The sequence below is a fragment of the Lysobacter avium genome (assembly GCF_015209745.1).
In the GTDB taxonomy this organism is placed as follows: Bacteria; Pseudomonadota; Gammaproteobacteria; order Xanthomonadales; family Xanthomonadaceae; genus Novilysobacter; species Novilysobacter avium.
The window spans coordinates 1,223,299-1,248,341 of sequence record NZ_CP063657.1 but is presented as its reverse complement, the minus strand read 5'-3'; the positions used below and the strand labels follow the sequence as shown (position 1 = coordinate 1,248,341).

The following is a 25,043-nucleotide window of genomic DNA, read 5'->3' as shown; positions in this document are numbered from 1 at the left end:
CGCGACGGGATCAGGACGCGGGTTCGGGTTGAGGGTCGGGTCCGTCCTTGTCGGGCAGGACGGCGATGGGAATGCGCTGCGCGAATGCCTCGCGCTTCTCGCGCTTCAGCCGGCGCTGGATCTTGACCGGGCACTTCTGTTCGCTGTGGTACAGAACCTGGCAGTGCAGGCACTGGATGCATTCGTTCGGGTTGATGTGCCCTTCCGGATGGATCGCCTCCACCGGGCACTCCTTGAAGCAGCGCATGCACGGATTGCCGCATTCGCGGTAGCGCTTCAGCCAGTTGAACATCCGCATGCGTCCGGGAATTGCCAGCGCGGCGCCCAGAGGGCACATGTAGCGGCAGAAGAAGCGTTCAACGAACAGTCCGGCGACGATCAGCGACACGGCAAACAGGACGAACCACCACTCACGCATGAAGTGGAGCACGATCGCCGTCTTGAAGGGCTCGACTTCCGCAAGCTGCTCGGCGAAGGCCAGGGAACCCAGCGACACCGCGAACAGCCCAAGGAAGATGATGTATTTGATCGGCCACAGGCGCTCGTGGACCGCCCAGGGAATCTTGAGTTGCGGCACCTTCAGCGCCTTCGCGATGCGGTTGCTCAGCTCCTGCAACGCGCCGAAGGGACACAGCCAGCCGCAGAACGCACCGCGTCCCCAGAACAGCAGTGATACCGCCACCGAACACCACAGGATGAAGATCAGCGGGTCGATCAGGAACGAGGACCAGTTGAAGCCGGCGCGAAGCGAGCTGAAAAAGGTCAGCACGTTGACCACCGACAGCTGCGCCTGGGCGACCCAGCCAAGCCAGAACAGCGTGGTTGCAAGGTAGGCGAGGCGAACGCGGTCGAAGATCTTCTCGTGCTTCACCAGCACGTCCTGGAAGAAGAAGATCAGGGTCAGAACAACGAGCATGATGCCCAGTACGGCGATGGCCACGACCTTGCTCTGCCAGATCCGCTTCCACAGCGGGTCCCCTTCCTCCTCTTCGCCGAACCATTGGGTCGGGTCGCCCGAACCGCCCGCCAGTGCCGGCGCGGCCTGACCGGGTGTTGTTGCAGGTGCCGTGACCGCACCCGCTCCGTCGCCAGCCACCGGCGCATCCGCCTTGGTGTAGCGAGCCGGAATCGCGTACGGAAGATCAAACGACTCGAACACCTTGGTCAGCGCGCCGGTCGCGCGCTGGACCAGCAACTGCAGTCGCCACGGTGCCGTCGGGTCGAACTCGCTGCCCTCGGGGATGATGAAGATCCCGATTTCCTTCAGCGCCGGTGCGCCCTCCGCCGCGATCACACCCACGCGTCGATGCAACTGGTCGCGGAAGCGGATCGTCTCGGCGCCCTGGACGAGCTCGATGCGGTCGAAGATGCCGCCGCGCACGTATCCCGAACCCTTGAATGAGTAGATTCCGTCGCCGGCCACCAGGATGGCCTGCTGATCGGTTCCCAGCATCTGCTGCATGCTGGCGTACTCGCTGTCGCCCAGCAGGCTGCGTCCGATTGCCGGCTGCGATACCAGTGCGACGTACAGGTCGATGAACGTCTCATCGTCGGCGCCCGCCTGCGGGAATTTCGCCGCCACCGGGTCGCCGCTTTCCAGGAATTTGCTGTTGACCTCGCCCACCGTCAGGTGGAGATGCTTGACGCCGCCCTCCTCCAGCAGGTCCTGCCAACCCTGGACCTCCCCCGCCCCGGCGTCGATCGAGCGCGCCGCCGAGGCGCCGCCGCCCGCCGGGCCCGCGCCGCCCAGCCCGAGCAGCCGCGCCACGCGCACAGCCGATCGGGTAATGCTTTCGCCCATGACCAGCGCGGTGACCGTTGCACCGCTGACCAGGTTCACGCGGGGTGGCCCGCTGCCATCGGCCGCTGCCTTCAGCGGGTTGTAACCGATGAAGGCCGCCATGTAGTCGATGACACGCTTCTCGGGAATACCGATCAGCACGATCGGTTCGCTGTGGGCCACCATCTTCATGCCGACGATCGTGCCCGTCGTGTCCAGCCCGACGATGATGTGGATCGGCTTGCTGGAGTAGCCGTCTGCGTTTACGTACTGCGAGTTCAGGTACGCGTAGCCGACCAACTCATCGCCGCGGAACACCTGGGCGACCGGGGGGGACTGCTGGGTAGGACCGAAGCGGTCGGCACCGGGAACGACCTCACCGGGAACCACCTGATTCACAAAAGTGTCGAAGGTCGCTGCATTCTGCGCACTGGCCGGCAGCCAGGAAAACGCCGCGAAGAGAACAAGGGCAAGGACGACTCGCCAGGACACGCTTGTGGGATCTCTCAAAATCCAACCCCGGGATGCTTGTAGGATGATTGAAGCCGCGCTGCCGCAGCCACGCTTCGCGACAGCCCTTCCGCGGCGAGTATATCCGAGGCTTCCGTTATGCGTCGAACCCTTACCGACAACGAATCCCGCGAGCCCTTGGCGCTCGCCCAGAACACTCCCAACCAGCGGCGTGTCAGCGCCAGGGAGCACGCGCGCCGGCGATCGCTGCTGCGCGAGGATCCCGACATCGACGTGGTCGACATGCCCACGCTTGTGGGCATCGCCAAGGCGATCGAGGACGAGGCGGTCCGGCGCTACAGGTTCCTCGCCGAGTTGATGGAGAGCCGCGGCGAGACGTCCACCGCCGCCGCGTTCCGGGTGATGCTGGAAGAAGAGCAAAGCCACGTCCAGGCCGTCGATCGCTGGGCCGCCTCGGTGGGCGAGCCGGACATAGCCGCCGAAGATTTCGAATGGCAGCTCCCGGCCGACCTCTCCACCTCCTGGGACAAAGTGGCTGGCAGCGCCCTGCTCACGCCGTATCGGGCCTTCGCCCTGGCGGTCGAGAACGAGGAGCGCGCGTTTTCCTTCTACGCCTACCTGGCCGCGCATGCCGAGAACGAGGAAATCAGGGCCGAGGCGGAGAAACTGGGCGGCGAGGAGCTGCGTCACGCCGCGTTGCTGCGCAAATGGCGTCGCCGCGCCTACCATCGCGAGCGACGCCCGGCACGCAGTGAGCCCGCGGATATCGACTCCATCGAGGAGCTGCGCGATGCCTTGGCGCAGCACGAAGCCGTAATCGCTGCCGCGCATCGCGCGTTGGTGCCGCGATTGCGTCACGCCGGCGACCACGCCAGTGCGGAATTGCTGGAGCGCGCGATTCCCGCCGCAACATCCCCGTCTCCGGTCGGGGCATCCCAGGCGACCGCCACCTCGGCGGGCACGGAAGATCCGCGTCACCTGCTCGTCGATGCGCAGAAGCCGCTCGAGTCGCTGGCCGACATGCTCGAAACCGTCATGGCCAACGCCGACGGCGAGCTGTTCGAGGAGGCCGCGGCCGCCATGGGGCGCGTTGTTGAACGCATCTCACAGATATCCCTGCAGATGCGCCATCCCTGAACAAGGAAGATCGGATTTGGGTCCCGATTGCAACTGCGCGTAAGCTGTCGGCTGGGCAGCGCCTTCACATTACGCAACGCTGTGCGCGCCAACCATGTAACCGTTTACCCCCACAGGAGATTCTCCAATGAATGTCAAAATTACCGTGCTGACTGCTGCATGTGCGCTGGCGCTCGCTGCTTGCGGCGACAAGTCCCCGCCGCCGGTTCCGGCCGCACCGGCGACGACCGCGCCTGCGACGACTGCACCGGCCGAGACGGCTGCTCCGGCTGAGACCGCTCCGGCGGCGTCCACCACGGCGTCTGCTCCCGTCGGCGCCGGCGGCGCGGCGGTGGTCACCGACTGTGCGACCGAGATCGAAGGCAATGACGCGATGCAGTTCAACGTCAAGTCCATCACCGTTCCGGCCTCGTGCAGCGAGTTCAAGATCACCCTGAAGCACACCGGCAAGATGCCCGTTGCCGCGATGGGTCACAACGTGGTCATAACCACGCTGGAAGACATGAAGAAGGTCGCCGCTGACGGCATGGGCGCCGGCATCGACAACGACTATGTGAAGCCCGGCGACGATCGCGTCATCGCCCACACCAAGATGATCGGTGGCGGCGAGAGCACCTCGGTGAGCTTCGATGTCAGCAAGATCAAGGGCGACGGTCCGTACGAGTTCTTCTGCAGCTTCCCTGGCCACGCGGCCATCATGAAGGGCAGCATCGCGGTCGAGTAATTCGTCCGAGTGCCATGACGCAGATGTGGGACGGGACAGGGGTCGCAAGGCCCCTGTCTTTTTTTGTGTTGCGGGCGCCTCGGTGAGCCCGCTTTGGGAGCACTCTAATGGTCCGTACACTGCTTGCCATCGTCATCCTTGTTCTTGGAGTCACGCTGGCGCTTGGCGGAGTGCAACTGATCGGCCTGGGAGGTTCCTGGGGCTTTGCGCTTCTGGCGTTGCCGCTGATTGCCTCGGCAGTGCTTCTGTTGCTGCGCAGGCGCTCCGCCTTGCTTGCCTACGCCATGGTTATCGCAGTCAGCCTCGGCTGGGCGGTCTGGGAGGTCGGCTTTGACTGGTGGGCAATGGCGCCACGCGAGGGTGTCATCGTGCTCCTGGGCCTGTTGTTGCTCCTGCCCGCAGTCACCGCTTCGTTGCCACTACGAAACGGAAATCGACGCGTTTTCGACCTTGATCGCGGCAGCCTGATCGGCGCCCTTGCCGTGGGTGCGGTCGTTGCGGGAATTTCGCTTTTTTCACACCCCCACGAAATCCATGGAACGCTGTCGTCCGAGCGCATGGCGGAGCGTGCGCGCGCCGTCGATCCGGTGGCACCGGGAGACTGGGTCGCCTATGGACGAACCGCTGCCGGGCAGCGGTACTCACCGTTGGACCAGATCACCACCGCCAACGTTGCAGGTCTGGAGAAAGTCTGGGAGTTCCACGCCGGGGACATCCACCCCGACCTGCCGGGCAGTGCGGTGGAGGCCACCCCGCTGATCGTCAACGACACGATGTTCGTCTGCACACCGCGCAGCGAGGTCATCGCGCTCGATCCGGTAACCGGCGAGGAGCGCTGGCGCTTTGATCCAGAACTGGTGGATCTGCCGCTTGCCCTCGCCCGCTACACCACCTGCCGCGGTGTCAGCTACCACGATGATGGCGCTGCTGCCGCCCCGACCGATCTCCCCGAGGCGGACAACTCCCAGGCCCGGCAACTCATTGCTGCCAGCCGAGCGGTGGCGACCACGCTCGCTGCGGGCGTCTCCCACAACATCGTCGCCGGCACGGCCGTCGCGGGCGATCCCAATCCGGTCGTGCTCGGCACGCAGACCGTTGCAGCCACACCGATGCGCCGCGACTGCCACCGTCGCGTCTTCGTCGCAACGCGCGATGCGCGGCTCATCGCGCTGAGCGCGGAAACCGGCGTCATCTGCCCGGGCTTTGGCGGTCCGGATGGCACCGTCAACCTGTGGCAGGGCATGCCCAACGTCTCGCCGGGCGCGTTCTACAGCACGTCGCCGGCCTTGGTGGCAGACAATGTCATCGTGGTCGGCGGCGGCATCGATGACAATCTTTCCACCACCCAGCCGTCGGGCGTAGTGCGCGCATTCGACCTGAATACCGGTGAGCTGGTCTGGAATTTCGACGCTGCCAATCCCGAAGCGACCACCCCCATCGCCGATGGTGACACCTACACCGCGAACGCCCCCAACAGCTGGAGCGTGGCGAGCTACGATCCTGAACTGGGAATGGTCTACCTGCCCTTTGGCGCAAGCTCACCCGACCAGTACGGCATCGGGCGCTCGGCGGCAGTGGAGAAGTTCTCCAACACGGTGACGGCGCTGGATGTGGCGACGGGCGAGGTGCGCTGGACGTTCCAGGCCGTCCACCACGACATCTGGGACTACGACGTGCCTGCGCAGCCCAGCCTGGTCGATCTGACGATCGACGGGCGTCGCGTGGCTGCGCTGGTCCAGCCGACCAAGCAGGGCGATGTTTTCGTCCTGGATCGTGCCACCGGCAAACCCGTGCACCCCGTGCGCGAGCTGCCGGTGTCGCAGAACGCGATTGCCGGAGAACCCGTGTCCGCGACACAGCCGGTCTCGGCGATCTCCTTTGCGCCCGAAGACGTCACCCCGGCGCAGATGTGGGGAATGACGCCGGTAGACCAGATGCTGTGCCGCATTGATCTGGCGAAGCTGCTCTATGAGGGGCGTTTCACGCCACCCAGCGTGCAGGGCTCGCTTACCCATCCGGGCAGCTTCGGCGTCTTCAACTGGGGCGCAGTGGCGGTGGACCCGGCACGTCAGGTGATGTTTGCCATGCCGGTGTACCTGGGCTTCACCGCACAGCTGATTCCCCGGCCCGACACCCTGGAGAAGGTCGCCTCAGCGCCGGGTCAGCCAATGGGCAACGAGAATTTCGGCGCGCCCTATGCCGCGGTACTCCGGCCTTTCATGTCGCGCATCGGCCTGCCCTGCCAGCAGCCTCCGTGGGGGTATATCGCGGGTGTGGACCTGAGCACCGGCAAAAAAATCTATCAGCGCGTCAACGGCACCGTCCGCGACATGGCTCCGGTGCCGCTGCCCCTTAAAACGGGCGTGCCCGGGATCGGTGGGCCGATCCTGACTGCCGGTGGTCTGGCATTCCTGTCGGGAACGGTGGACTACTACGTCCGTGCGTATGACATCGCTGACGGCAGGGAAATCTGGAAAGCACGTCTTCCCGCAGGCGGCCAGTCCACCCCTGCGACCTACCTTGGGCGTGACGGCCGGCAGTATGTGGTCGTGGTCGCGGGCGGGCACCGCTACACCGGGACGAAAACCGGCGACTCGGTCATCGCCTACGCATTGCCACGGACCACGCCAGCGCCCTAGCCGCCGCGCGCACCGCCGGTTCGCTGGGGACCGGATCGTTCTCGCGATGCTGACAGTCACGCTGGTCCAATAAGGTCCCCTCCTACAGGACTTCCCCATGGCCGACGCGAAAGAACTCGAACAGAAATTCTGGAAGGCGCTCAAGAGCGACCGGACCGTAATGCTCGCTACCGATACCGTTCCCCCCAGGCCCATGACCGGAATTGCGGAAGACGAGAGGTCCCCGATGTGGTTCTTCACCTCAAGCGAAACCGATTTCGGCATTGCTCTGGAAGGTCGTGCTGGCCAGCACGCAACGGGCACGCTGACCGCCAAGGACCATGAGGTGTTCGCCTCATTTACGGGCAAGGTGGTGATCGACAACGACCGCGCCGTGATCGAACGCCTTTGGAACCCGTTTGTTGGCGCATGGTTCGAGGGCAAGGACGACCCGAAGCTTCGGCTGGTGCGGATGGATCTGGACAGCGCGCACGTATGGCTCAACGAGCACACGATGGTGGCCGGGGTGAAGCTGCTTCTGGGCATCGACCCCAAGGAGAGCTACAAGTCCAAGGCCGGGGACGTCGATCTGAGCTGATCCGCACCCGGTTGTCGCACGGCGCCCCGGGTGGCATCGAAGGATCAATGCCGCTAAAAAAAAAGAGGCCGGCGAAAAGCCGGCCTCTTCATGACCCTTGCAGCAATCAACCAGCGCGGTAGTAGCGACCGATCTGCTCGCTGAACGTCGGGTCGCTGAAGTTGGGCCAATTGCTCTTGTCGAAGCCTGGCGCGTCCTTCAGCTTTTCCTTGGACACGTTCAGCACGAGGCACTTGTTCTCGTGGTCGACGCGGAGGGACTGCCACGGGACGGCGAAGAGCTTTTCGCCCATGCCCAGCACGCCGCCAAACGCGACGACCGCGTAGCTGATGGTTCCCGCACCCAGGTCAATCATCAGTTCCTTCAAATCACCCAGTGATTCGCCTTGCGGGTTCTTGATGTCGTCGCCGATGAGGCTGGTTGCGGACAGATGTTGATTGGTATTGACCATGGCAGGTACTCCTTGAAGTGGGGAAGCGGTGTAGCGTTACCACCCTGCCCGACGGCTCGTGATCGTGGCGGCCAGATCGCCCGATGCACGGAGCTTTCATTCATCTTCGGCGCCATGTCAGGCACGATGTACCCTCCCAGTAAGGATCCGGACGTCGGATCACCACCACCTCAGGACATGCCATGAACGAGACAGCCACAACATCGCCCCGACGGGGTCACCTCGTGTCCACGACGGCGATGCTCATTGCCGTCGGGGTATTCATTCTGATCGCAGGCGTCCTGTACTACGTGGGGCTGAGCCAGGGCCGCAAGGAGTTGGCGACGCAGAAGGTGCATTACGAGCAACAGATCGAGCAGGGCAACCAGACGCTTGGCGCGGCGAGGGCCGACCTGGCGAAAGTGCAGAACCGCAACCATCTGATGCGCGCGCGGGTGGACCTGTACCGTACTGCCGTCGATCTGGACCAGCGCAATTTCGGCATCGCCAACACGCGCTTGCACGAAGCCGCGGACTCGCTGGGTCAGATCCAGAAGGATGCAGGCGGGATCGACCTGGCCCGGGTCGCCACGCTGAAGGATTCCATCGAATCCAACGACTTCACCGTCGCGGCCGACCTCGAGAGCCAGCGCGCGAACGTGCTTGATTTTGCCGCCCAGCTTGATGCGATTGCCGCCGACGCGGAACTCGACGTCAAGTAGATCCCCGAAGCGCTTGGCACGTGGTTGGGAATAGCTATTCCTCTGGCAGGCCGCTGATGCCGAAGTCGATCACCACTCCGCTGGGCTCGCGCTGACGGTAGGTAACGCTCAGATGCTCGCCAAAACGGGCATCCAGCTGCCCCAGCAGCGGGATCGGATCGTGATCATTGACGAAGCGCATCGTCTCGCCGTTGCGCAGTGCACCCAACGCGCCGAAAATCGCCGAGTGGCGGAATCGCCTTGCTATTCCGCGCGCATCAAACACGTGGACGTTGGGTTCCGGATCCAGGCCGATTGCCATGCGATGACTCCATTGTGGGGACCGGAATATTGTTGGTCCCTGCTCTTGGCCGCGCCCTGACGTGCGTCAAGGCAACGACGACCAAACCGCGGGACACGGTCATGGCGAGTGCGAGCCCGGCGACAACCCCGGCGCCGCTGGGCGAGGAAAGAGCAAAGACCCAACTCCGGCGACCATTGGCCAGCCATGCGCCCGACGGGTACCCTTTGGCCACAAATCCAGCCAGCCATGGATGGAACCACGTCTGGACCCCACCGGCATTACCCGCTTCGCTCACAACTTCGTCGCGCTGCCTCCCTGGCAAGTAGTTCTGTGGGCGACGCTCTACTTCGCTGCGCTGTATTTCGTGACCGGCGCGCTGACCTGGTGGCTGACGCGCTCCCTGTTGCCGCGCGTCGGCTTCGGCCGTGTGCTCGATCAGCGGCCCCTGCGTCCAGGGCAGCTGAGTCGTGAGATCGCTGAATCCTGTGGTTCGATCCTGCTGTTCGGCGTAGGTGTCCTGGTGCCGTGGTGGTTGCTACGCAGCGGTTGGGCCGGACTCGCGTATGAGGCGTCGGGGCCGCGCATCGCTGTCGAGCTTTTCTCCCTGTTCCTGTGGAACGAGCTGCACTTTTATCTCTGCCACCGGTTGCTGCACTCACGGCCGCTGCGGCGGTTCCACGCGGATCACCACCGCTCGCTGACGCCGACCCCGTTTGCCACTTATGCCTTCCACCCGGTGGAAGCCCTGCTGCTGGGCAGCGTGCCGATCCTGCCGATGCTGGTGCACGACTTCAGCCCGATCGCGCTGTTCTGCCTTCCGCTGATGAGCATCGTGCTCAACAACCTGGGGCACGCGAACTACGAGTTCAGCCAACACGCGCCCGCTCGCGGCCCGCTCGCGGCCAGCCGACGCCATCATCTCCATCACGCTGTCTATCACGGCAACTACGGCTTCCTGCTGGACGTGTTCGACCGTCTGGCAGGCACCACCATTGCGGCGGGCGCCGCAGACCATCTGGCCGCCCCGTCGCACGTCAAGGATTCCCGAGAATGACCACGCGCTTCAACAACGTCTACATCACCGGGCACGCACGTCACCTGCCCGGCCCCGCGATCGACAACGCTGGCATGGATGCGTTTGTCGCGCCACTGAACCAGCTGTCATCGCGCATCAAGCAGCGCATCCTGGATCAGAACGGGATCTCCGCCCGGCACTACGGCATCAACGAAGACGGCACCACCCACACGTCGCCCGAGGCAATGGCCGCACGTGCGATCAGCGAGTGCCTGCATAGCGCAACCCAGCCGTTGGACAACGTCGGCATGCTCGCCACGGGCGGGTGCGGCGGCGACGCACTGCTGCCCGGCTTCGCCAACATGGTGCTGGGTGAACTCAACGGGCCGCCAATGCAGACCCTGACCTCGCACGGGATCTGCGCGTCCGGGATCGCGGCCTGGGAGGCGGCGGCGTCTGCGATCGAGCTGGGATCCCACGAGCACGCCCTGGTGGCCGCTGCGGAAATGCCGTCGCGGCTGTTCAAGCGGTCCCGATTTGCCGGCTGCGGCTACGACGCCGACTTCGATGCCCACTTCCTGCGTTGGATGCTCTCCGACGGTGCCGGCGCGGTGCTTTTGTCTTCCCGCCCCAACCCCGACGCGAAGCTGCGGCTGAAGTTGCGCTTCATCCATCAGCGCTCGTTTTCCGGCGACTACCCGGTGTGCATGCAGCTGGGACTCTCGGCCAAAGAGGGCCGCTCCCACCTCGATTACGACCGCTGGCAGGACGCGGAAGCCGACGGCGCCCTGATGTTGCGCCAGGACATCCGGCTGCTGCCGAACCTGTTCGACGTTTGCATCCACGAGTACGTACGTCTGGTGCAGGCCGGGGATATCAACCCGGAGCACGTCGACCATTTCCTGTGCCACTACTCCTCGGAGAAGTTTGCCCCGGTCGTTGACGACCTGATGCAAAAAGCCGGCCTGGCGATCCCGCGGGAGCGCTGGTACAGCAACCTGGCGACGCGTGGCAACACGGGCGCGGCGTCTATCTTCATCATGCTTGACGAGTTCCTGCGCACCCGCGAGATCGAGGCTGGCCAGCAGATTCTCTGTTTTATCCCGGAGTCCGGCCGCTTCACTGCGTCCTTCGTGCTGATCGATGTCGAAGCCGCCGACGCCCCGCTGGCCGTTCCGGAACCGCACTGTGCGATCGCTGCCGCCACGTCTTTGCTGGACACCTCGGTTTCCGCGCCGCACGACCCCGCTGACGCGCCTGAAGCGCTGCGCGACCTGCTCGGAAAACTGGCCGGCGTGTGGCACGACTACCGCTCGCGGGTCTGGCGCACTCCCGTGGTTCGACGCCTGCGCGAAGGCGAGTGGACCCGCGCCGACTACCTGAGCTGGATGAGTCACTGGATTCCGCAGGTGCGCGAGGGCAGCCTGTGGATGCGCGAGGGTGCCGCCAGCGTCACCGCCCCCTTCGAGTCGCTCGCAGCGCTGATTGAGACCCATGCAGGCGAGGAGCAGGACGATTTCGCAATCCTGTTCAGCGACTACGGCAAAGCCGGCGGTCCGGCGGCGGACATCAACCGCCTCAAACGCAATCCCGGCGGCGAGGCGCTGAACGCCTATCTGCACGCACTCGCTGCGACCGAGAACCCTATCGGCCTGCTGGGCGCGATCTACATCATTGAAGGCACGGGACAGCGGATCATTCCTGCCCTGCTTCCGCTGATCAAGGCGACGCTCAAAGACGTTCCGCGCGACGCATTCCGCTTTCTCGAATACCACGGCGAGAATGACCAGCATCATCTGTTGCGCTGGCTGCGGGCCGTGGAGATCGCCCTGGAGCACGACAGCGACGGACAACTGGCGATGGATATCCTGGACACCGCCAAACGCACCGCGGAGATGTACCTGATGCAGTTCCAGCACGTCACGCCCCTTCCGGAGACCTCTGCATGAACCAGCGGCCCCCCGACTTCCTTGAGCAGGAGCACGACCCACGCGACCCCAGCCCGTGGCTTGCGCTGTACCTGGACCAGTCCACGCCCATTGACCCGGCGGTGAAACACGCCTGGCTTGTGGACTCCAGCTCGCGGTCACGGCAGTACGTGCTGCCCTTCATCCGTCCGTTTGCGCGGCTGACTATCATTCTGCTGCAGATATTGAAGGTATTCACTCCGCGCAAGCTGGCATTTTCCCCGACGCTGCACCGGCTGCTTGCCTGGGGCATGGAGAACTTCATCCGCCCGGAGGCCAACTGGCTGATCCTGCGCCACTTCTGCATCGGTTCGCAGGCGCTGTCCTTCATCGCGGCCAATGCACCGGTCGATATCGAGACCAATCCGCTGCGACCGGAAAAAATCGCCGACGTTGCGCCAGACATGTACCTGGTCCACGACCTCAACCTCTACAACTTCGTGATCCGGCTGAACAGCGCGCTGCGCGCCAGTGGCAAGCAGCTCGAGAAGGTCGACACTCCAGACTTCTCAATGATCCACCAGCCCGATCATCTGCGGATCGAGGACATGCCCAACCGACGCCGCAACTTCCTCGACCTGCAGAGCGCGATCGAGCTGTTCACCCCGGTGTATCAACTGTTCCTGAGCGATGACGATTTCTGGCGGGCCACGAACTCACTGCAACTGGATGAAACGATCGGCATCTACGTCGCCACCCTGCTGGATGCCCGGGAACACCTCGGACTGGTCAACAACAAACATCCACTGGTGCCGATGTCCACCCTGCGCGCCGGCTACCGGCTGTCACTGCATGGGTTGTCGACGGAAATGTTGCACGGTCATTTGATGCGGTTGAAGGCTGCGCAGACGCGATCCGGCGGGACGAAGGAAAAACCGGATGTGCAAAGTCCGCAGCCATGAACGAACCTCGAGCGCCAGCACCTGGAGTGACAGCGCCCCGAACGACATTCGCGCTTCTGGTCGCCGCCAGCGCGGCCCTGGCGATTGTCAGTGCGCTCCTTGACGGTAACGCACGATGGCTGCACTACGTCACCAAGCCTTTGACCACCCTTCTTCTGCTGTGGATGGTGCTTGGCGCCGCACCTGTCGTTGCCAGCGGATATCAGCGCTTGATCGCCGTGGGACTTGTCCTTTCCGCAGTCGGCGATACATTCCTGATGCTGCGAGGCGACTGGTTCGTACCCGGGCTCGTCTCCTTCCTGTTGGCGCACATTGCGTACGCCACGGCGTTTGCACGCGGAGCGTCAACTGGCGCGACCGCAGTTGCACTGCTCGCGTACGCGTCGGTTTCGGCGTTGGTCCTTGTCGGTTTGCTGCCGAGTGTTCCCACAGCGCTGCAACCACCGGTAGTGGCGTATGTGGCCGTCATTGCGGTGATGGCGGCGCTGGCTGCGGCACGCGGGTGGCGTCTGCGCAACACTCCGGTCCAGACAGCCCACCCGGCGCGGATCGCGGCCCTCGGCGGCGCACTCTTCATCCTCAGCGACACATTGCTTGCATGGAACCGGTTCGTTACGGACATTCCTGTCGCCATTGTCTGGGTATTGGCCAGCTACTACTCGGCACAGTGGTGCATCGCGGATTCCGTACGCGGCGCCTGAGCTATTTGCGGTAGTCCAGTGGCGGATTCTTGCGTTGCAGAAGCGGCTCGTAGCTGAAGTCCTTGCCGCGTCGTCGGTCGAACTCGGCGCGCGCCTGCTGTACCAGCCCGGGATCGGAGAACAACCGCATCGCCGTCAGTGACAGCGCCTTGGCCGCCACAACGGCGCCCTTGTGGCCGATGTCCATGCCCGACGCGGCAACCGCCTGCCAGCTGTGCGCGGGCGTGCCCGGAACCCAGGTCGCTGCGCCCATGCCGACCGTCGGAACCGCCCAGCTGACATCGCCGACGTCGGTCGATCCAAAGCCGTCGCCGTCAACCGAATACGGTGCGATCTTTGCCGCTTCGCTGATATCGACCTGCTGCTCGAGATGCGTCTGCAGCTCTTTGGCGAACGCGACATCCGCCGCGCTGTATTCCACGCCGCCCACCTGCTGCAGTGAGGCATGCATGACCTTGCCCAGGGTGTCGTTGGGCAGAAGGCTGAACACTCCGCCGGTCTGCTCGAATTCAAAGCTGGTGCCGGTGCCCAGCGCCGCGCCCTCGGCGGCGTCGGTGAGGCGCTTGAACACGCTCCGCACCACCACCGGATCGGGATGGCGAACGTAGTAGTAGGCCTCCGCCGAGGCCGGAACCACGTTGGGCGCTGACCCCCCGCCGTTGCTGATGATGTAGTGGATGCGGGTTTCCTGCGGCACGTGCTCGCGAAGCATGTTGGCCATGTGGTTCAGTGCTTCCACGCCGTCCAGCGCAGAGCGTCCACGCTCCGGCGCCATCGCCGCGTGTGAGGCCTGGCCGCTGAAGCGGAACTTGCCGCTGATGTTGGCCAGGCTGATGCTCTGCGCGGCGGAATTCCGCGAGTTCGGGTGCCAGTGCAGCGCCACGTCGACGTCCTTGAACAGTCCGTCGCGGACCATGTACACCTTGCCCGAGCCGCCCTCCTCGGCCGGCGTGCCGAATACCCGGATCTCGCCCTCGGTGCCACTGCTGTCGAGCCATTCCTTCAACGCCACCGCCGCCCCCACCGTGCCGGCGCCAAACAGGTTATGCCCGCAGGCGTGCCCCGGATCCTGGCCGGCGATGGGCTGCCGCTGCGGCACCGCGGCCTGCGACATTCCCGGCAGCGCGTCCATTTCCGCCAGCAATCCGATCACCGGTCCCTTGCCGCGCTTGCCGGCGGTCGCCACGAAGGCTGTCGGCATCCCGGCCACTCCGGCCTCGATCTGGAAACCGTGGGCGCGCAACTCCTCCTGCATCAATGCCGATGACGCGTTTTCCAGGTAGCCCAGCTCGGGTTCCTGCCACATCCGGTCGGCCATGCGGATAATCTGTGGTGCATAGGCGTCCAGGCGCTGCATTAAGGGCTGGCCATGTGCTGCCGTGGTGCCCACGGGGGCACGATCGGCATTGGCGGGGTCGAGCTGTCCGGCGACGGCCGCACCCTGCAGTGCCAATGCGGCGAGGATTGCCACGGCTGTCTTGCTCATCGACTTCACAGGTCACTCCTGGTGGTGCCCACAGCAAAAATACGAGCGCAAGGCTCAGTAGAACCGCACATTGTCGAGTTCAAACCATGGCATCTTCGCGCCGTCCCCTTCAACGATGAACTGCAGATCCGTGGCATCGTCGCCCCGCCATGGCCGGTCCTCGCCCTCGACCACCCGGTAGGGCGCGTACTTCAGTTGGGTGAAATCCACGCTGACCTGCTGCCATTGCGGCTGCACGGTGATCGCGGTCTTCCATCGCCCGCCTTCCAGACCTTTGAGCATTAGCGCGTGGCTTCCGTCTTCGCCGCGGATGTCGAAACGCACACCGCGATAGCCGCGCAGGTCCACCGGCTTTACCGAGCCACGGCTCAATGGCAGCACCACCGCGGCATAGGCGCGATCCTTGCTGGACATCCGCGCCATGGTCCGAAGTGCGTGTCCGCCTGGGTCACGCACCACGACCCGGGTCAATTGCCATGTGCGGTCGTTGCCGCCGTCATTGTCATCGGTGCGCAGTGTGTCCAGCGCCGTGCGCTCGTCCGCGCGCTCGAAATCATCGACCAGCGGTCCCGCGACCTCGGGCTTCGGGTATGGGCGCGCGTTGCTGGCCGGCAGATGCACACCAGGGCCAACGACCAGTTGGCCGTCCAGCCAGACGCGGCTGAGCTTCTTGATGTCCTGGATGTTCTCCCAGGGTTTTCCGTCCACCAGCAACAGGTCGGCGCGCTGGCCCTTGGCGACGCGGCCGCGGTCTCCGTGCAAGCCGATGGCTGCAGCGCTGGTTGCGGTGCCTGCCCGCAGTGCCTCGGCCGGGGTCAAGCCCGCCTGGACGAGCAGTTCCAGCTCGCGCAGGGTGGCCGCGCCGTGGGGCGTCCCCGGCATGCCGGCGTCGGTGCCGAGCGCGATGGGTACACCGGCCTCGTGCAGCACGCGAACGTTTTCCATCGCGTTGCGGAAATTGCGCTGGCGGCTCAAAAACGCGGGCGATTCGGGATCGGCCGGCGGCGAGCTGCCCATCTTGACCGGCTCGTAGACCGCCAGTGTCGGCGCGTAGAACGTAGCACCGGCCTTCAGCCGCGCGATGGTGTCTGCATCCACCACGCGGTCCTGGATGCTGTGGGCGATCAGGTCGACCTTCGCGTCGCCGGCCCATCCCGCCCGTTCCGCGGTGACGGTGTGGGTGGCGACCTTGAGTCCGTTGGCGTGCGCCTCCTCGACCAGCGCCGTCAACGTCCACGGATCCATGCTGGTGTTGTCGGGCATGTGGCCGTAGCGCCAGCCATCGGTGAACACCTTGATCATGTCGGGCTTGTACGGCGCCAGCTCGCGGACGGCATGACGCGCCGCATCCGGCGAATTCACCCAGCGCGTGGTGGCCGTGTCGGCCCAGTCGGCCCCGTGACCCAGTGGCGTGCTCATGCGCGCGGCAAAATTGACATGCGGCGCGGCCATGCTGCCCAGCCATTCGCGCCGGGGCGCGTAGGATTCGGGCGCCTGGTGGAAATCGTTGACGGTGGTGACTCCCGCCGCCAGATAGACCCCCGACAGGCCCGCGCTGGAGGACGGGCTGGAATTCGGCGTCCAGTGCGTGTGCAGGTCGAACAGCCCGGGCATGAGCGTCTTGCCGTCTGCATCGATCACCACTGCCCGCTTGGGCACCTTCAGATCCTGGCCAACGTCGACGATGCGCTGGTTGCGGATCAGCACCGTTGCCGGATACGCCGCTCCCCCGGTGCCGTCAAAGACCAGCGCGTTGGTGATTGCGGTCGTCTGGCCGGTGTCGCGAGCCAAGGCGGCGCCCGACATCCCATTGGCCAGCAGGAGCGCGAGCGATGCCGCCCTCCACGCGTTCGAGTACTTCCCCATGCAACCCCCTTTGACGACGAAGGCCCGCATTTGGCGGGCCCTTGTCATGATAGATCGCCAACACGCGAACCCGACAATCTAGCAGCGAATCTGGCCCGCGTCCGTTGCCGGCCTGGTTCCGCGGTAGCGCTGCACGCGGACCACCTCCCCCTCCAGGCGGTAGCCGACAAAACCCGCTGCCTGCTGACAGATCCGTGCGGCGGACTCCGCCACTCCGACCGCACCCAGCTCAACAACCACCACGGTCCCGGCCCGGCCGTCGCTGGCACCCTTGACCTGCACGACATCCAGGCGATGCCGGGCGGCGGCGTGGCGATCGATCGGGTCGGTCATCGACGTCTGTCGACCCCGGCCATCGTCGCTGCGGTGCGCTGCCACAGCAGAGGAAGAATCGACGTCAGCCGAGACCTGGGCAAGTCCGGCCGCGATGTCCCGAGCCATCAGGCGGGAGTGGACCGCGTAGGAATACCAGGGATAGGCAATCGCGACCGCTACAAAGATCACCACCGCCGTCGTGAACCGTGATTGCCCGTCGTCGATGCTGTGGCTCGCCCTCGCCGCGGCCCGCCGCATCCGAAGACCACCCCAATCGCGCTCTTCCTCTCGACTGTCCATCCAATCCCCGCTTCAAAGGGTGCTAACCCGGCCTGACTTGCAGACGCGTGGAATCTACCGCGGCGTGCTTTCGCTGGGAGCCTTCTGCGCCACCTGCTTCATCTGGACGCCGCAGCAGATTTCCGCGTGTGGCTTGCCCTCGGGACAGGTACAGGGCTTCTCGTAAACCAGTTGCGCTCCACAGCTCTCGCAGGCATATCGTTCACCGATGCTACGTGGCATGTCGCTCTCCTTGTTGCGTGGACGGGATGGCTGAGCATAAAGCGGTCGATGTAATGAAAAGGTTGCCGGGAAAATCCGACGTGCCCGGCAGCGCTGGTCAGCGGCAGGCCGCAGCGACAACCTGGAACCTGGATTACCCACCGCTGGAATGCCCCGCCGTCAACCCGCCGCGATCCAGTCGACCTCAAGCAGGAACGGACCTTCGCGCTTGTCGGCAATCAGCAGGCCGATCTCCCGTACCCCGGACGGGTTCAACTTGACGTCTGTCACCGGCGAACCGCGCACCGTGGCCTTGAGCGACCCGAGCGGCAAGCGCACTTCGATCCACTCCCCCGCCTGCGTAGCAAACTCCGCCCCAAAGGACACTGCGATGCCGCGGTGACGCGCGTCGGTTGCCAGGCGCAACTGGTAGCGGCGGCCGTCCCCGCGAACGCGCATCGTCACGTCCCCGGCACCGCTGAGGTCGAAGTCGCGCCCCTTGGTGCGCACCGACGCAAACCCGCCATTGTTCGCCAATGACAGCGCCCCTGCGAATCGCAGCCGCCCACCGGCAACCACGGCATTTCCGGTTGAAATTCCGCCCATCACCTCGTCGTTCAACGCGGTCCACCCCGGTTCGTCGCCGGCGTCATCAAAATTGATCTTCAGGGGCATGGCATCTCCGGAAGTGAGGTGATCGAGTCTGGCATCATCTATCCGATCTTTTCCGACCCCATCGTCTTCCTGCCCAAGCCCTACCGTATGAGCCAGTTGCTCACCGCACTGGCGAAGCCGGCAGCCTGAGGGCGCTGGAGCGCTGCGGGAAGCTGCGCCTCCAGCAGGAGACTGGCGGTGTCCTCATCGTCGGAATCGGTCACCAGCAACAGTCGCGCTCCCCCCTCCTCTACCCACGCCTGCACGCCCTCGACCTTGTAGATCGGCTCGAGGTGATGCAGCTCGCACACGCGCCCGTCCCTCGCGATCACGGCGACAGCCGCGCCCACGCAAGGGCCGTCCTGATAGCTGTCGGGCGATTGCTCGGCCACGGCCGTGACCACAAGACGCCCGTCCGGAAGCAGCGCGCCGTCGGTGATCGACAGCGCAACGCCTTCGACCATCCCCAGATCAACCCGGCTCACGTCGTGCTCCATTGCGTCGATGGCCCTGCGCGCGGTCAATCGCGACCAGCGCGCTGCCCGAGGCGATGTGTCGCGGACGCCCCGGCGCGGACGCAGTCTCGAGGTCGAGTTTCCGCAGGATGTTTGGCCTGATCATGCGGCCCAGTGTAGGCATGCCGCGGTGGTCCACGCTGTCAGGACGCGAACACCGGCTCCAGCATGCGGAAGGTACCGGCGTCGGCGTCCATCTCCACCAACCCACCCACCGGCACGATGAACTGCTGGCGGATGTGCCCGATCATCGCGCCCTGGTAGGCGGGGATCTTCAGCGGCTTGAGATGATCGTCGAGGATCTGCGACAACGTCAGCGACCCGTAGCCGTTGCCCGGCTCGCAGTCGCTGCACTCCCCGAAGATTACCCCGGCGATCCGGTCCAGCACACCCATCAGCTTCAACGTGGTGAGCATGCGATCGATGCGGTACGGGGCTTCGGACACATCCTCAATGAAGAGGATCCTGTCGGTGAAATCGGGCAGGTACGGGGACCCCGCCAGGGCCACCAGGACCGACAGGTTGCCGCCGACGAGCTCGCCGCGGGCCTTGCCACCGGTGATCGTGATCGTGCGATTGCGGCGCTGCACCAGCTCGTCGCCGGGGTCCTGGACGTTGCGGTATTGCATCAGTTCGCGCTTGAAGAACACGCGCTCGAACTGGTCGACGTTGAAGCGGTTCCAGCTGCCGGAGCCATTGGGCCCGTGGAAGGTCACCAGCCCGGTTTGCGCGTGGATGGCGTTGTGGAGCGCCGTGATGTCCGAGAACCCGAGCAGCGCCTTGGGATTGCTGCCGATTGCCTCGTAGTCCAGCAGCGGAAGCAGGCGCGCGGCACCCGAGCCGCCGCGCGTCGCGATGACGGCCTTGACCTCCGGATCGGAGAACATCGCATTGATGTCACCGGCGCGTCCGGCATCCGTCCCCGCCAGATGTCCCCGGCGCTGTGCGTAGTGTTCGCCGGTCTTGACCTTGAACCCCAGCGCCTGCATGACCTCCTGCGCCAGTTGCAGGTCGAACCCGTCGTTGAGGGCCGATGAGGGACTGACCAGCCCGACCCAGTCGCCCGTGGACAGCGGAACCGGCAGCAACTTGCCGGACGAGGGCGCAGCAAACACATCGCTCGCGCCCAGCAACGGCAGGATGAGCGCAGCGCCGGCTGCGCGTCCGAGAAACTGTCGCCTGTGCATGCTGCTGCCTGCCGATCAGAGTGCAGGCGAGCGTAGCAAACGCTTCCGGGGCGGACAATTCAGTCAGAACTTGTGCGACACCCGCACATAAAGATCGCGATCAACCCGCGCGCGGGTGCCGGCCGGGTGCTCGAGTTCACGGCGCTCGCGGACCCGCGCCTCCATCGAGGTCTTTGGCAGGAACTGCCACTGGTACCTCACTTCCAGCGAACTGTCGTTGGGGCGGTAGTCCGGCGAGATCAGCCAGCCCGCGTCCGCGCGACCGATGGCCACGCCGATATTGTGATCGGGCGCGAAGTCATAGACGCTGGCCTGCACCTGCCACGCCAGTCCGCCGGTGTCCCCGGTTCCCCCCGTGCCGCTGACCGCGTCGACCGGTGTTTCCAGCGCATATCCGACCTCGGCGCCGGTGACGAACCTCGCCCCGGCAGTCCCCAACGGCCATTCGGCGGCAACGCGCGCATCGACGGTGACGTAGTCCTGCCGCGACGGGTTCGCCAGGCCGAGGTCGGCCAGACTGTCGGGCATCCAGGTCAGCGACAGCATCCGCTGGGTGATCGCGCCCACCCGCTGTTTGTTTTCCATGCCCAGGAACAGCGTCGTGCGGCTGCCGCTGGCACTGAAATCCAACGGCGCAGCGGTAACGCTGCTGCTGCCCTTGGAATCCTGGTATTGGGCGATCACGTGTCCGCGCCAGCCGCCTGCCACCGGCATATCCAGGTGCACGCCGTCGGTCCAGTTCACCCCGATGTTGGGACTGTCGTTGCGGTCCAGACCCTTGGAGGCGACGCCCGGCACCGCAAACGCCGTCTGCATCCGGCCCACCTTGAAGCGTAGCCCGTCATCGGGCGCCTGATAGCCGAAATAGGCCTCGTCCAGGGTGATGTCCCCCAAGTCGGCACCGCCGCGCGTGGGCGCATAGCTCCGCAGGTAGACATCGATGTCGTCCTGCTCTGTGCCGAAGCGCCCGGCGACCCGGGTACGGAACTTCCACGTCTCGCTGAGGTTGCGCTCGAAGGCGAGGCGGATGCGTGAGTTGAACGCGTCCTCGTCGGATTCGCTGCCATCACGCGCGGTTCGCTCGCTGGCGAAATAGCCGCCACGGAAGTCGCCGCTGAATTGCCACCCATCTGCATCGGCGGGAGCGGCGACAGCGCCAAAACTGACAAGCCCGGTGGCCGCAAGCAGCAAGGTCGCGCGGATGGCGGCGCTGATCGTTGCGGGGCAGCAACGGCGATCGGAAACAGGGGGAGACATGGCGTGTACCTCGTCGAGGGAAAGGATCCTGGCGCGCATCAGATCACTGTTGCGATCGCTCCGTACTGACATGGGTCAATATCGGCCGTTGCGGTGCGCTTGAACGCAAAAAAACAGCCGGTTTCCCGGCTGTTTCCTTGAAGCAGTGCGGGATTATTGATTACCGCTCCGGCGGCACGCGAAGCACCTGGCCGGGATAGATCTTGTCTGGATCCGACAGCATGGGCTTGTTGGCCTCGAAAATCTGCGGGTACTTGCTGGCATCGCCATACATCTCCTTTGCGATCTTCGACAGCGAGTCGCCCGACTTCACCGTGTAGGTACGCGATTGCCACCCGTCTCCAGAAGCCGTCGTGGAAGACTGTACGGAGCCGGTGGAGGTGGTCGTCGAGGCGGGGTTTGCGGCGGCCACGGGCGCAGGGGTCGGATTGGTTACACGGATGCGATCTTCGACATTGGCAATACCATCGATATTGCCGGCAATGAGCACCGCCTTTTCGCGCGTGGCCGTGTCGGCCGCGGTGCCTGTAAGAGTGGCCTTGTCGCCGTCCACCTCAACCTCGATGCCGCTGATGCCGTACTTGGCGAGGTGCTTCTCAATGGCGGACTCGCGTCGCGCCTCACCCGGCTTGAAGATCTTCTCGCCAGCGTTCTTTACGAAATCAATAATATTCATATGTGGCTCTTGCGTTGCGGGAACGCCAATCTCTCAGAACGTCCGTGAGCCTGGAATCAAGACGGACAAGACGAGGTGGCCAGACGTTCGATCGGAGTCGATCAACGCCGTACCGAGCGCTCCACGATGATCCGCTCCGCCAGCCACTGGTTGTTGCCAACCTGGCGCGCCTGGATACGCACCTGATCGCCGCGCTGCAGGTTCTCTGGACGATAGCTGCGCCCCTGGTACTCGACCGTGGTGCGTCCATCGTAGGCGACCTGCTGATTGTTGCCGTAGCCCGCACCGTCGAGGCGGATCAGACGCGCACGGGTATCAACAAAGTTGACCGAGCCGCGCAGGTCGCTGCCGTAGCCACCGCCGTAGGGATCGTCGCCGTAGCCGCCGCCATAGCCGCTGTCACGAACATTGCGCACCACCTCGATGGATCGGGCCCACAATTCGCGACCCGATTGGGTGACGTCAACGCGCACCACATCGCCACGCTCCAGTCCGTCGACCGGGTGCTGCCTGCCCTGATAGAACAAGCGGGTGTTCTGGTCGTAGCGCAGGTCGGTTCGCTGCCGGCGTCCCGTCCGGGGGGCGTCTACGACAAGGGAAAGACGGCCGTATCGGGGATCAACCCCATCGACCGTGCCCTGCACCTGCGAGCCGTACTGGGACGGGTATTCCGCTGATGGCTGGTCATAGCCGCCGGGTACACCACCGTAACCACCCTGATTGCCATAACCGCCCTGCGTGCCGTAGCCGCCGGGGGTGACGCATCCTGCAAGCAGCACGAGCATGCTGGAGGCCAGCGCCATGCCTACAACCCGGATTCGATGCTTCATGGCGCGCTCCCGATGTCAGATGACGCTATTTGTACGCATCGATGGTGAACGCGGCGTGGCTTCCACTGGCTTGCCACAAGGCGAGGTCGCGATCAGGCGCCGGCGGGATTGCTGTGTTGAAGGAAGAACCGCAGCATCTCGGCAGATGCATCCGGACCGCCGGCATCGACGAAACTGCCAGCCGGGTTTCCGCCGCTCCAGGCGTGCCCGGCGCCGTGCAGCTCCCACAGGTCCACGATAGGGGTACCCGAATCGTCAGCGTAGGTCTGCCGCGTATAGGCACGCCCGCCCGCCTGTGATTCCGTGCTGTCCGCTGTGAGCTGGGCTGGTGCATGCGGTGATTCGAGGATGTCATCGACGATGGCACGGCCATTGCTTGAATTCACCGTGCGATCGGCGTCGCCGTGGAACACGATCGCGGGCACCGTTCGGCCTGCGCGCCCGGAGGCAACCGCCTTTGTTTCCGCCGCGGCAGACGTTGTGCCCGCCCTGCCCTGCATCGCCGCGAAGGCGCCAGCCATGTCCTTGGCCGCAGCGAACGGCAGCCCCGAGTGCACTCCCAAGCCGGCGAAAACGTCGGGATACGTCCGTCCCAGGATCACGGCCATCGCGCCGCCTGCGGATAGTCCGGCCACGTAGACGCGGGTTTTGTCGATCCGATGGTCCGCCGCGATATCGGCAACGATCCCGGCAAGGATCGAAGGCTCGCCTGCGCCGCGCGCCTGGTCCTGGCTGCGGAACCAGTTCCAGCAGTTGGATCCGTTCGCGCGCCGCGTCTGCGCCGGATACGCGACCAGCACCCCATGCTCGTCTGCCAGCGCGTTCATCCGCGTCCCGGTGGCGAAGTCTTCGGCATCCTGCGTGCAGCCGTGCAGCATCATCACCACAGGGGCCGGCACCGCAGGGTCAAGATGGGCCGGAATGTACAGCGTGTAAGCGCGCGTGCCCGCGGCGTTCGTATAGGACCGCTCGACCGAGGTTCCGGCCGGCACTTTTTCCTCGCTCTTGCCTGTTACCGGGACCTTCCTGGAACGCGGGCGCGGTGGCGTGGTCGTGCGTGCGGTCAGCGGGGTGGCGTATTTGGAGGCCGGTGGCGTCGCTGGCGTTGCACTCACGCCAGGTTGGATAGACGCCTCGTTCCCGCGTGGCGGCAGCAGCCCAGCGGTGGTGAGCGCCTGGTCAATGGTCGCCGCTATATCGACGTTGTGGGCCGTTCGACCGCGGGGCGCGATCGAACGCGGCGTAGCGCGCGCGATACGCGAGAGGATGGTGTGAAGTGGTTTCAACGAAAACTCCGGAATCAGGCAATCGGCCTGCTGCAGTGCAGCATACGGCGTGCCTGTGAACGCGCAGTCGCTGCCTGCTTCGCCATTCAGGCGCCGGCATCCGACTCCTCAACCGCGCTCGACCTGGGACCCAGCAGCGTGGCAAGGTCCTGATCCTTTTCCTGCCACAAGCCATTGATCCAGCGCTGGAAACGAACACGGAAGTCGCGGTCGTTCTTGTAGTCGCCGCCCAGCAGGTCTTCGGGTATCGCCCGTTGGCGCACCTGCACCTGGATCAGCGGAACCCGATCGGCCATCAGGTCCATCAGCGACGGTCGACCCGCGGGATAGGCGATGGTGATGTCGAGGATCGCGTGCAGTCCCTGCCCCATCGCGTCCAGCACAAAGGCCACGCCGCCTGACTTGGGTTTGAGCAGATACCGGTAAGGCGAGCCCTGCTTGGCGTGCTTGGCCGGAGTGAAGCGGGTGCCTTCCACGAAGTTCATGATCGACACCGGGATCTCGCGGAATTTCTCGCAGGCACGGCGGGTGGCCTCGATATCGCGCCCCGCCAGCTCGGGGCGGCGCGCGATCTGCTTGGGCGTATGCCGACCCATGAACGGGAAATCCAGCGCCCACCACGCCAGTCCCAGCAACGGCACCCAGAACAACTCGCGCTTGAGGAAAAAACGCAGCAGCGGGATGCGCCGGTTGAACACCTTCTGCAGAACGATGATGTCGACCCAGCTCTGATGGTTGGCCAGCACCAGGTAATGGCCGTCCCGCAGCAGGACCCCATCGTGCTGGACCTCGAAGCGCGTCTGGAAGAACCGCGACACGATCCAGCTGTTGATGCCGATCCAGCTTTCCGCGATGCCGGTCAGCAAGGGGTTGCTGGCTTTGCGCAGGCGGTCGATCGGCAACAGTGCCTTGATCACCGCCACCAACAGCAACGGGACGACATGCAAAACAGTGCTGAGCGCGAGCAGCAGGAAAATCAGGGCGATGCGTACCTGGACCATGGGGATGCGGGTTTCCGGGGGATCCGTATTGTGGCCGCAATCGCGGTGTCCGACTCGTGCTCTTCAACGGGGAATGTATAGTTCGGCAGATACGGCGGGCACGGTGCCCGCCCATGAATCG

General features: G+C 64.8%; 23 protein-coding genes. 9 read left to right on the top strand and 14 right to left on the bottom strand.

Translation table 11 applies throughout. The annotated features are described in order from the left end of the window. Window positions 1-10 precede the first annotated feature (10 nt). The gene (locus INQ42_RS05685) at window positions 11-2,272 is read right to left on the bottom strand and encodes a NosR/NirI family protein (RefSeq protein WP_228064451.1); all 2,262 of its coding nucleotides are present in this window, start codon (window positions 2,270-2,272) and stop codon (window positions 11-13) included. Between the two features lie 117 nt (window positions 2,273-2,389). On the opposite strand from INQ42_RS05685, the gene INQ42_RS05680 reads away from it, so the two are divergent. The 4 genes from INQ42_RS05680 to INQ42_RS05665 all read left to right on the top strand — a co-directional run bounded on the left by INQ42_RS05680 (window position 2,390) and on the right by INQ42_RS05665 (window position 7,328). Continuing rightward, a complete protein-coding gene (locus INQ42_RS05680) occupies window positions 2,390-3,388 on the top strand; it encodes a ferritin family protein (protein ID WP_194035522.1) in 999 nt (332 codons plus the stop codon). Window positions 3,389-3,515: 127 nt separating this feature from the next. Continuing rightward, on the top strand, window positions 3,516-4,112 hold the full coding sequence (azu, locus tag INQ42_RS05675) for an azurin (protein ID WP_194035521.1): 597 nt from the start codon (window positions 3,516-3,518) through the stop codon (window positions 4,110-4,112). Between the two features lie 107 nt (window positions 4,113-4,219). Further along, window positions 4,220-6,751, top strand: a complete 2,532-nt coding sequence (locus INQ42_RS05670) for a membrane-bound PQQ-dependent dehydrogenase, glucose/quinate/shikimate family (protein ID WP_194035520.1) — start codon at window positions 4,220-4,222, stop codon at window positions 6,749-6,751. Between the two features lie 97 nt (window positions 6,752-6,848). Continuing rightward, entirely contained in the window at window positions 6,849-7,328 is a 480-nt protein-coding gene (locus INQ42_RS05665) for a pyridoxamine 5'-phosphate oxidase family protein (RefSeq protein ID WP_194035519.1), read from the top strand. 106 nt (window positions 7,329-7,434) lie between these two features. Here the strand turns inward: INQ42_RS05665 and INQ42_RS05660 are convergent, their stop codons facing one another. Continuing rightward, window positions 7,435-7,779, bottom strand: coding sequence for a PRC-barrel domain-containing protein (locus INQ42_RS05660; protein ID WP_043958600.1), 345 nt, complete (start codon window positions 7,777-7,779; stop codon window positions 7,435-7,437). A 182-nt stretch (window positions 7,780-7,961) separates the two neighbouring features. Between INQ42_RS05660 and INQ42_RS05655 the strand changes: the two genes are divergently transcribed. Beyond that, window positions 7,962-8,480, top strand: a complete 519-nt coding sequence (locus tag INQ42_RS05655) for a hypothetical protein (protein ID WP_194035518.1) — start codon at window positions 7,962-7,964, stop codon at window positions 8,478-8,480. 34 nt (window positions 8,481-8,514) lie between these two features. Here the strand turns inward: INQ42_RS05655 and INQ42_RS05650 are convergent, their stop codons facing one another. Next, window positions 8,515-8,781 (bottom strand): DUF2249 domain-containing protein, encoded by a 267-nt coding sequence (locus INQ42_RS05650; protein WP_194035517.1) that lies wholly within the window; start codon window positions 8,779-8,781, stop codon window positions 8,515-8,517. A 61-nt stretch (window positions 8,782-8,842) separates the two neighbouring features. Between INQ42_RS05650 and INQ42_RS05645 the strand changes: the two genes are divergently transcribed. From INQ42_RS05645 to INQ42_RS05630, 4 genes are read left to right on the top strand one after another with little or no spacing between them, the layout of a single operon-like run. Beyond that, the gene (locus INQ42_RS05645) at window positions 8,843-9,817 is read left to right on the top strand and encodes a sterol desaturase family protein (protein WP_228064450.1); all 975 of its coding nucleotides are present in this window, start codon (window positions 8,843-8,845) and stop codon (window positions 9,815-9,817) included. After that, window positions 9,814-11,727, top strand: coding sequence for a 3-oxoacyl-[acyl-carrier-protein] synthase III C-terminal domain-containing protein (locus tag INQ42_RS05640; protein ID WP_194035516.1), 1,914 nt, complete (start codon window positions 9,814-9,816; stop codon window positions 11,725-11,727). Before INQ42_RS05645 ends, INQ42_RS05640 begins: the two co-directional genes overlap by 4 nt. Further along, the gene (locus tag INQ42_RS05635; RefSeq protein ID WP_194035515.1) at window positions 11,724-12,647 is read left to right on the top strand and encodes a DUF6999 family protein; all 924 of its coding nucleotides are present in this window, start codon (window positions 11,724-11,726) and stop codon (window positions 12,645-12,647) included. The genes INQ42_RS05640 and INQ42_RS05635 overlap by 4 nt, the downstream gene beginning before the upstream one ends. Beyond that, window positions 12,644-13,348 carry a lysoplasmalogenase gene (locus INQ42_RS05630; RefSeq protein WP_228064449.1) on the top strand — a complete coding sequence of 235 codons (705 nt, stop codon included), beginning with the start codon at window positions 12,644-12,646 and terminating at the stop codon, window positions 13,346-13,348. Before INQ42_RS05635 ends, INQ42_RS05630 begins: the two co-directional genes overlap by 4 nt. A 1-nt stretch (window position 13,349) precedes the next feature. Here INQ42_RS05630 and INQ42_RS05625 read toward each other — a convergent pair whose 3' ends face one another. From INQ42_RS05625 to INQ42_RS05570, 11 genes are all read right to left on the bottom strand, one after another. Then, window positions 13,350-14,834: an amidohydrolase gene (locus INQ42_RS05625; RefSeq protein ID WP_194035513.1), complete on the bottom strand. Its 1,485-nt coding sequence runs from the start codon at window positions 14,832-14,834 to the stop codon at window positions 13,350-13,352. A gap of 54 nt (window positions 14,835-14,888) precedes the next feature. Further along, window positions 14,889-16,700: an amidohydrolase family protein gene (locus tag INQ42_RS05620; protein WP_228064448.1), complete on the bottom strand. Its 1,812-nt coding sequence runs from the start codon at window positions 16,698-16,700 to the stop codon at window positions 14,889-14,891. A 78-nt stretch (window positions 16,701-16,778) separates the two neighbouring features. Then, window positions 16,779-17,315: a hypothetical protein gene (locus INQ42_RS05615; protein WP_194035512.1), complete on the bottom strand. Its 537-nt coding sequence runs from the start codon at window positions 17,313-17,315 to the stop codon at window positions 16,779-16,781. A gap of 381 nt (window positions 17,316-17,696) precedes the next feature. Then, on the bottom strand, window positions 17,697-18,191 hold the full coding sequence (locus tag INQ42_RS05605; RefSeq protein ID WP_194035510.1) for a CIA30 family protein: 495 nt from the start codon (window positions 18,189-18,191) through the stop codon (window positions 17,697-17,699). Window positions 18,192-18,271: 80 nt separating this feature from the next. Then, complete coding sequence (locus INQ42_RS05600; RefSeq protein ID WP_194035509.1) at window positions 18,272-18,655, bottom strand: DUF6910 family protein; 384 nt, start codon at window positions 18,653-18,655, stop codon at window positions 18,272-18,274. A 173-nt stretch (window positions 18,656-18,828) separates the two neighbouring features. Further along, entirely contained in the window at window positions 18,829-19,872 is a 1,044-nt protein-coding gene (locus INQ42_RS05595) for a S66 peptidase family protein (RefSeq protein WP_194035508.1), read from the bottom strand. 63 nt (window positions 19,873-19,935) lie between these two features. Continuing rightward, a complete protein-coding gene (locus INQ42_RS05590; protein ID WP_194035507.1) occupies window positions 19,936-21,129 on the bottom strand; it encodes a hypothetical protein in 1,194 nt (397 codons plus the stop codon). Between the two features lie 160 nt (window positions 21,130-21,289). Continuing rightward, entirely contained in the window at window positions 21,290-21,805 is a 516-nt protein-coding gene (locus tag INQ42_RS13045) for a LysM and BON domain-containing protein (RefSeq protein WP_194035506.1), read from the bottom strand. Between the two features lie 101 nt (window positions 21,806-21,906). Then, window positions 21,907-22,635 carry a DUF5666 domain-containing protein gene (locus INQ42_RS05580; protein WP_194035505.1) on the bottom strand — a complete coding sequence of 243 codons (729 nt, stop codon included), beginning with the start codon at window positions 22,633-22,635 and terminating at the stop codon, window positions 21,907-21,909. A gap of 92 nt (window positions 22,636-22,727) precedes the next feature. Next, window positions 22,728-23,750, bottom strand: coding sequence for an extracellular catalytic domain type 1 short-chain-length polyhydroxyalkanoate depolymerase (locus tag INQ42_RS05575; RefSeq protein WP_228064447.1), 1,023 nt, complete (start codon window positions 23,748-23,750; stop codon window positions 22,728-22,730). Window positions 23,751-24,007: 257 nt separating this feature from the next. Further along, the gene (locus tag INQ42_RS05570; RefSeq protein WP_194035503.1) at window positions 24,008-24,922 is read right to left on the bottom strand and encodes an acyltransferase; all 915 of its coding nucleotides are present in this window, start codon (window positions 24,920-24,922) and stop codon (window positions 24,008-24,010) included. Between the last annotated feature and the right edge of the window lie 121 nt (window positions 24,923-25,043).

What these genes read in the sequence shown, in the direction of transcription:
- INQ42_RS05680 (WP_194035522.1), top strand. Translation starts at nt 2,390, where the DNA reads ATGCGTCGAACCCTTACCGACAACGAATCCCGCGAGCCCTTGGCGCTC.
- azu (WP_194035521.1), top strand. Translation starts at nt 3,516, where the DNA reads ATGAATGTCAAAATTACCGTGCTGACTGCTGCATGTGCGCTGGCGCTC.
- INQ42_RS05670 (WP_194035520.1), top strand. Translation starts at nt 4,220, where the DNA reads ATGGTCCGTACACTGCTTGCCATCGTCATCCTTGTTCTTGGAGTCACG.
- INQ42_RS05665 (WP_194035519.1), top strand. Translation starts at nt 6,849, where the DNA reads ATGGCCGACGCGAAAGAACTCGAACAGAAATTCTGGAAGGCGCTCAAG.
- INQ42_RS05660 (WP_043958600.1), bottom strand. Translation starts at nt 7,779, where the DNA reads ATGGTCAATACCAATCAACATCTGTCCGCAACCAGCCTCATCGGCGAC.
- INQ42_RS05655 (WP_194035518.1), top strand. Translation starts at nt 7,962, where the DNA reads ATGAACGAGACAGCCACAACATCGCCCCGACGGGGTCACCTCGTGTCC.
- INQ42_RS05650 (WP_194035517.1), bottom strand. Translation starts at nt 8,781, where the DNA reads ATGGCAATCGGCCTGGATCCGGAACCCAACGTCCACGTGTTTGATGCG.
- INQ42_RS05640 (WP_194035516.1), top strand. Translation starts at nt 9,814, where the DNA reads ATGACCACGCGCTTCAACAACGTCTACATCACCGGGCACGCACGTCAC.
- INQ42_RS05635 (WP_194035515.1), top strand. Translation starts at nt 11,724, where the DNA reads ATGAACCAGCGGCCCCCCGACTTCCTTGAGCAGGAGCACGACCCACGC.
- INQ42_RS05630 (WP_228064449.1), top strand. Translation starts at nt 12,644, where the DNA reads ATGAACGAACCTCGAGCGCCAGCACCTGGAGTGACAGCGCCCCGAACG.
- INQ42_RS05625 (WP_194035513.1), bottom strand. Translation starts at nt 14,834, where the DNA reads ATGAGCAAGACAGCCGTGGCAATCCTCGCCGCATTGGCACTGCAGGGT.
- INQ42_RS05620 (WP_228064448.1), bottom strand. Translation starts at nt 16,700, where the DNA reads ATGGGGAAGTACTCGAACGCGTGGAGGGCGGCATCGCTCGCGCTCCTG.
- INQ42_RS05615 (WP_194035512.1), bottom strand. Translation starts at nt 17,315, where the DNA reads ATGGACAGTCGAGAGGAAGAGCGCGATTGGGGTGGTCTTCGGATGCGG.
- INQ42_RS05605 (WP_194035510.1), bottom strand. Translation starts at nt 18,191, where the DNA reads ATGCCCCTGAAGATCAATTTTGATGACGCCGGCGACGAACCGGGGTGG.
- INQ42_RS05595 (WP_194035508.1), bottom strand. Translation starts at nt 19,872, where the DNA reads ATGCACAGGCGACAGTTTCTCGGACGCGCAGCCGGCGCTGCGCTCATC.
- INQ42_RS05590 (WP_194035507.1), bottom strand. Translation starts at nt 21,129, where the DNA reads ATGTCTCCCCCTGTTTCCGATCGCCGTTGCTGCCCCGCAACGATCAGC.
- INQ42_RS13045 (WP_194035506.1), bottom strand. Translation starts at nt 21,805, where the DNA reads ATGAATATTATTGATTTCGTAAAGAACGCTGGCGAGAAGATCTTCAAG.
- INQ42_RS05580 (WP_194035505.1), bottom strand. Translation starts at nt 22,635, where the DNA reads ATGAAGCATCGAATCCGGGTTGTAGGCATGGCGCTGGCCTCCAGCATG.
- INQ42_RS05570 (WP_194035503.1), bottom strand. Translation starts at nt 24,922, where the DNA reads ATGGTCCAGGTACGCATCGCCCTGATTTTCCTGCTGCTCGCGCTCAGC.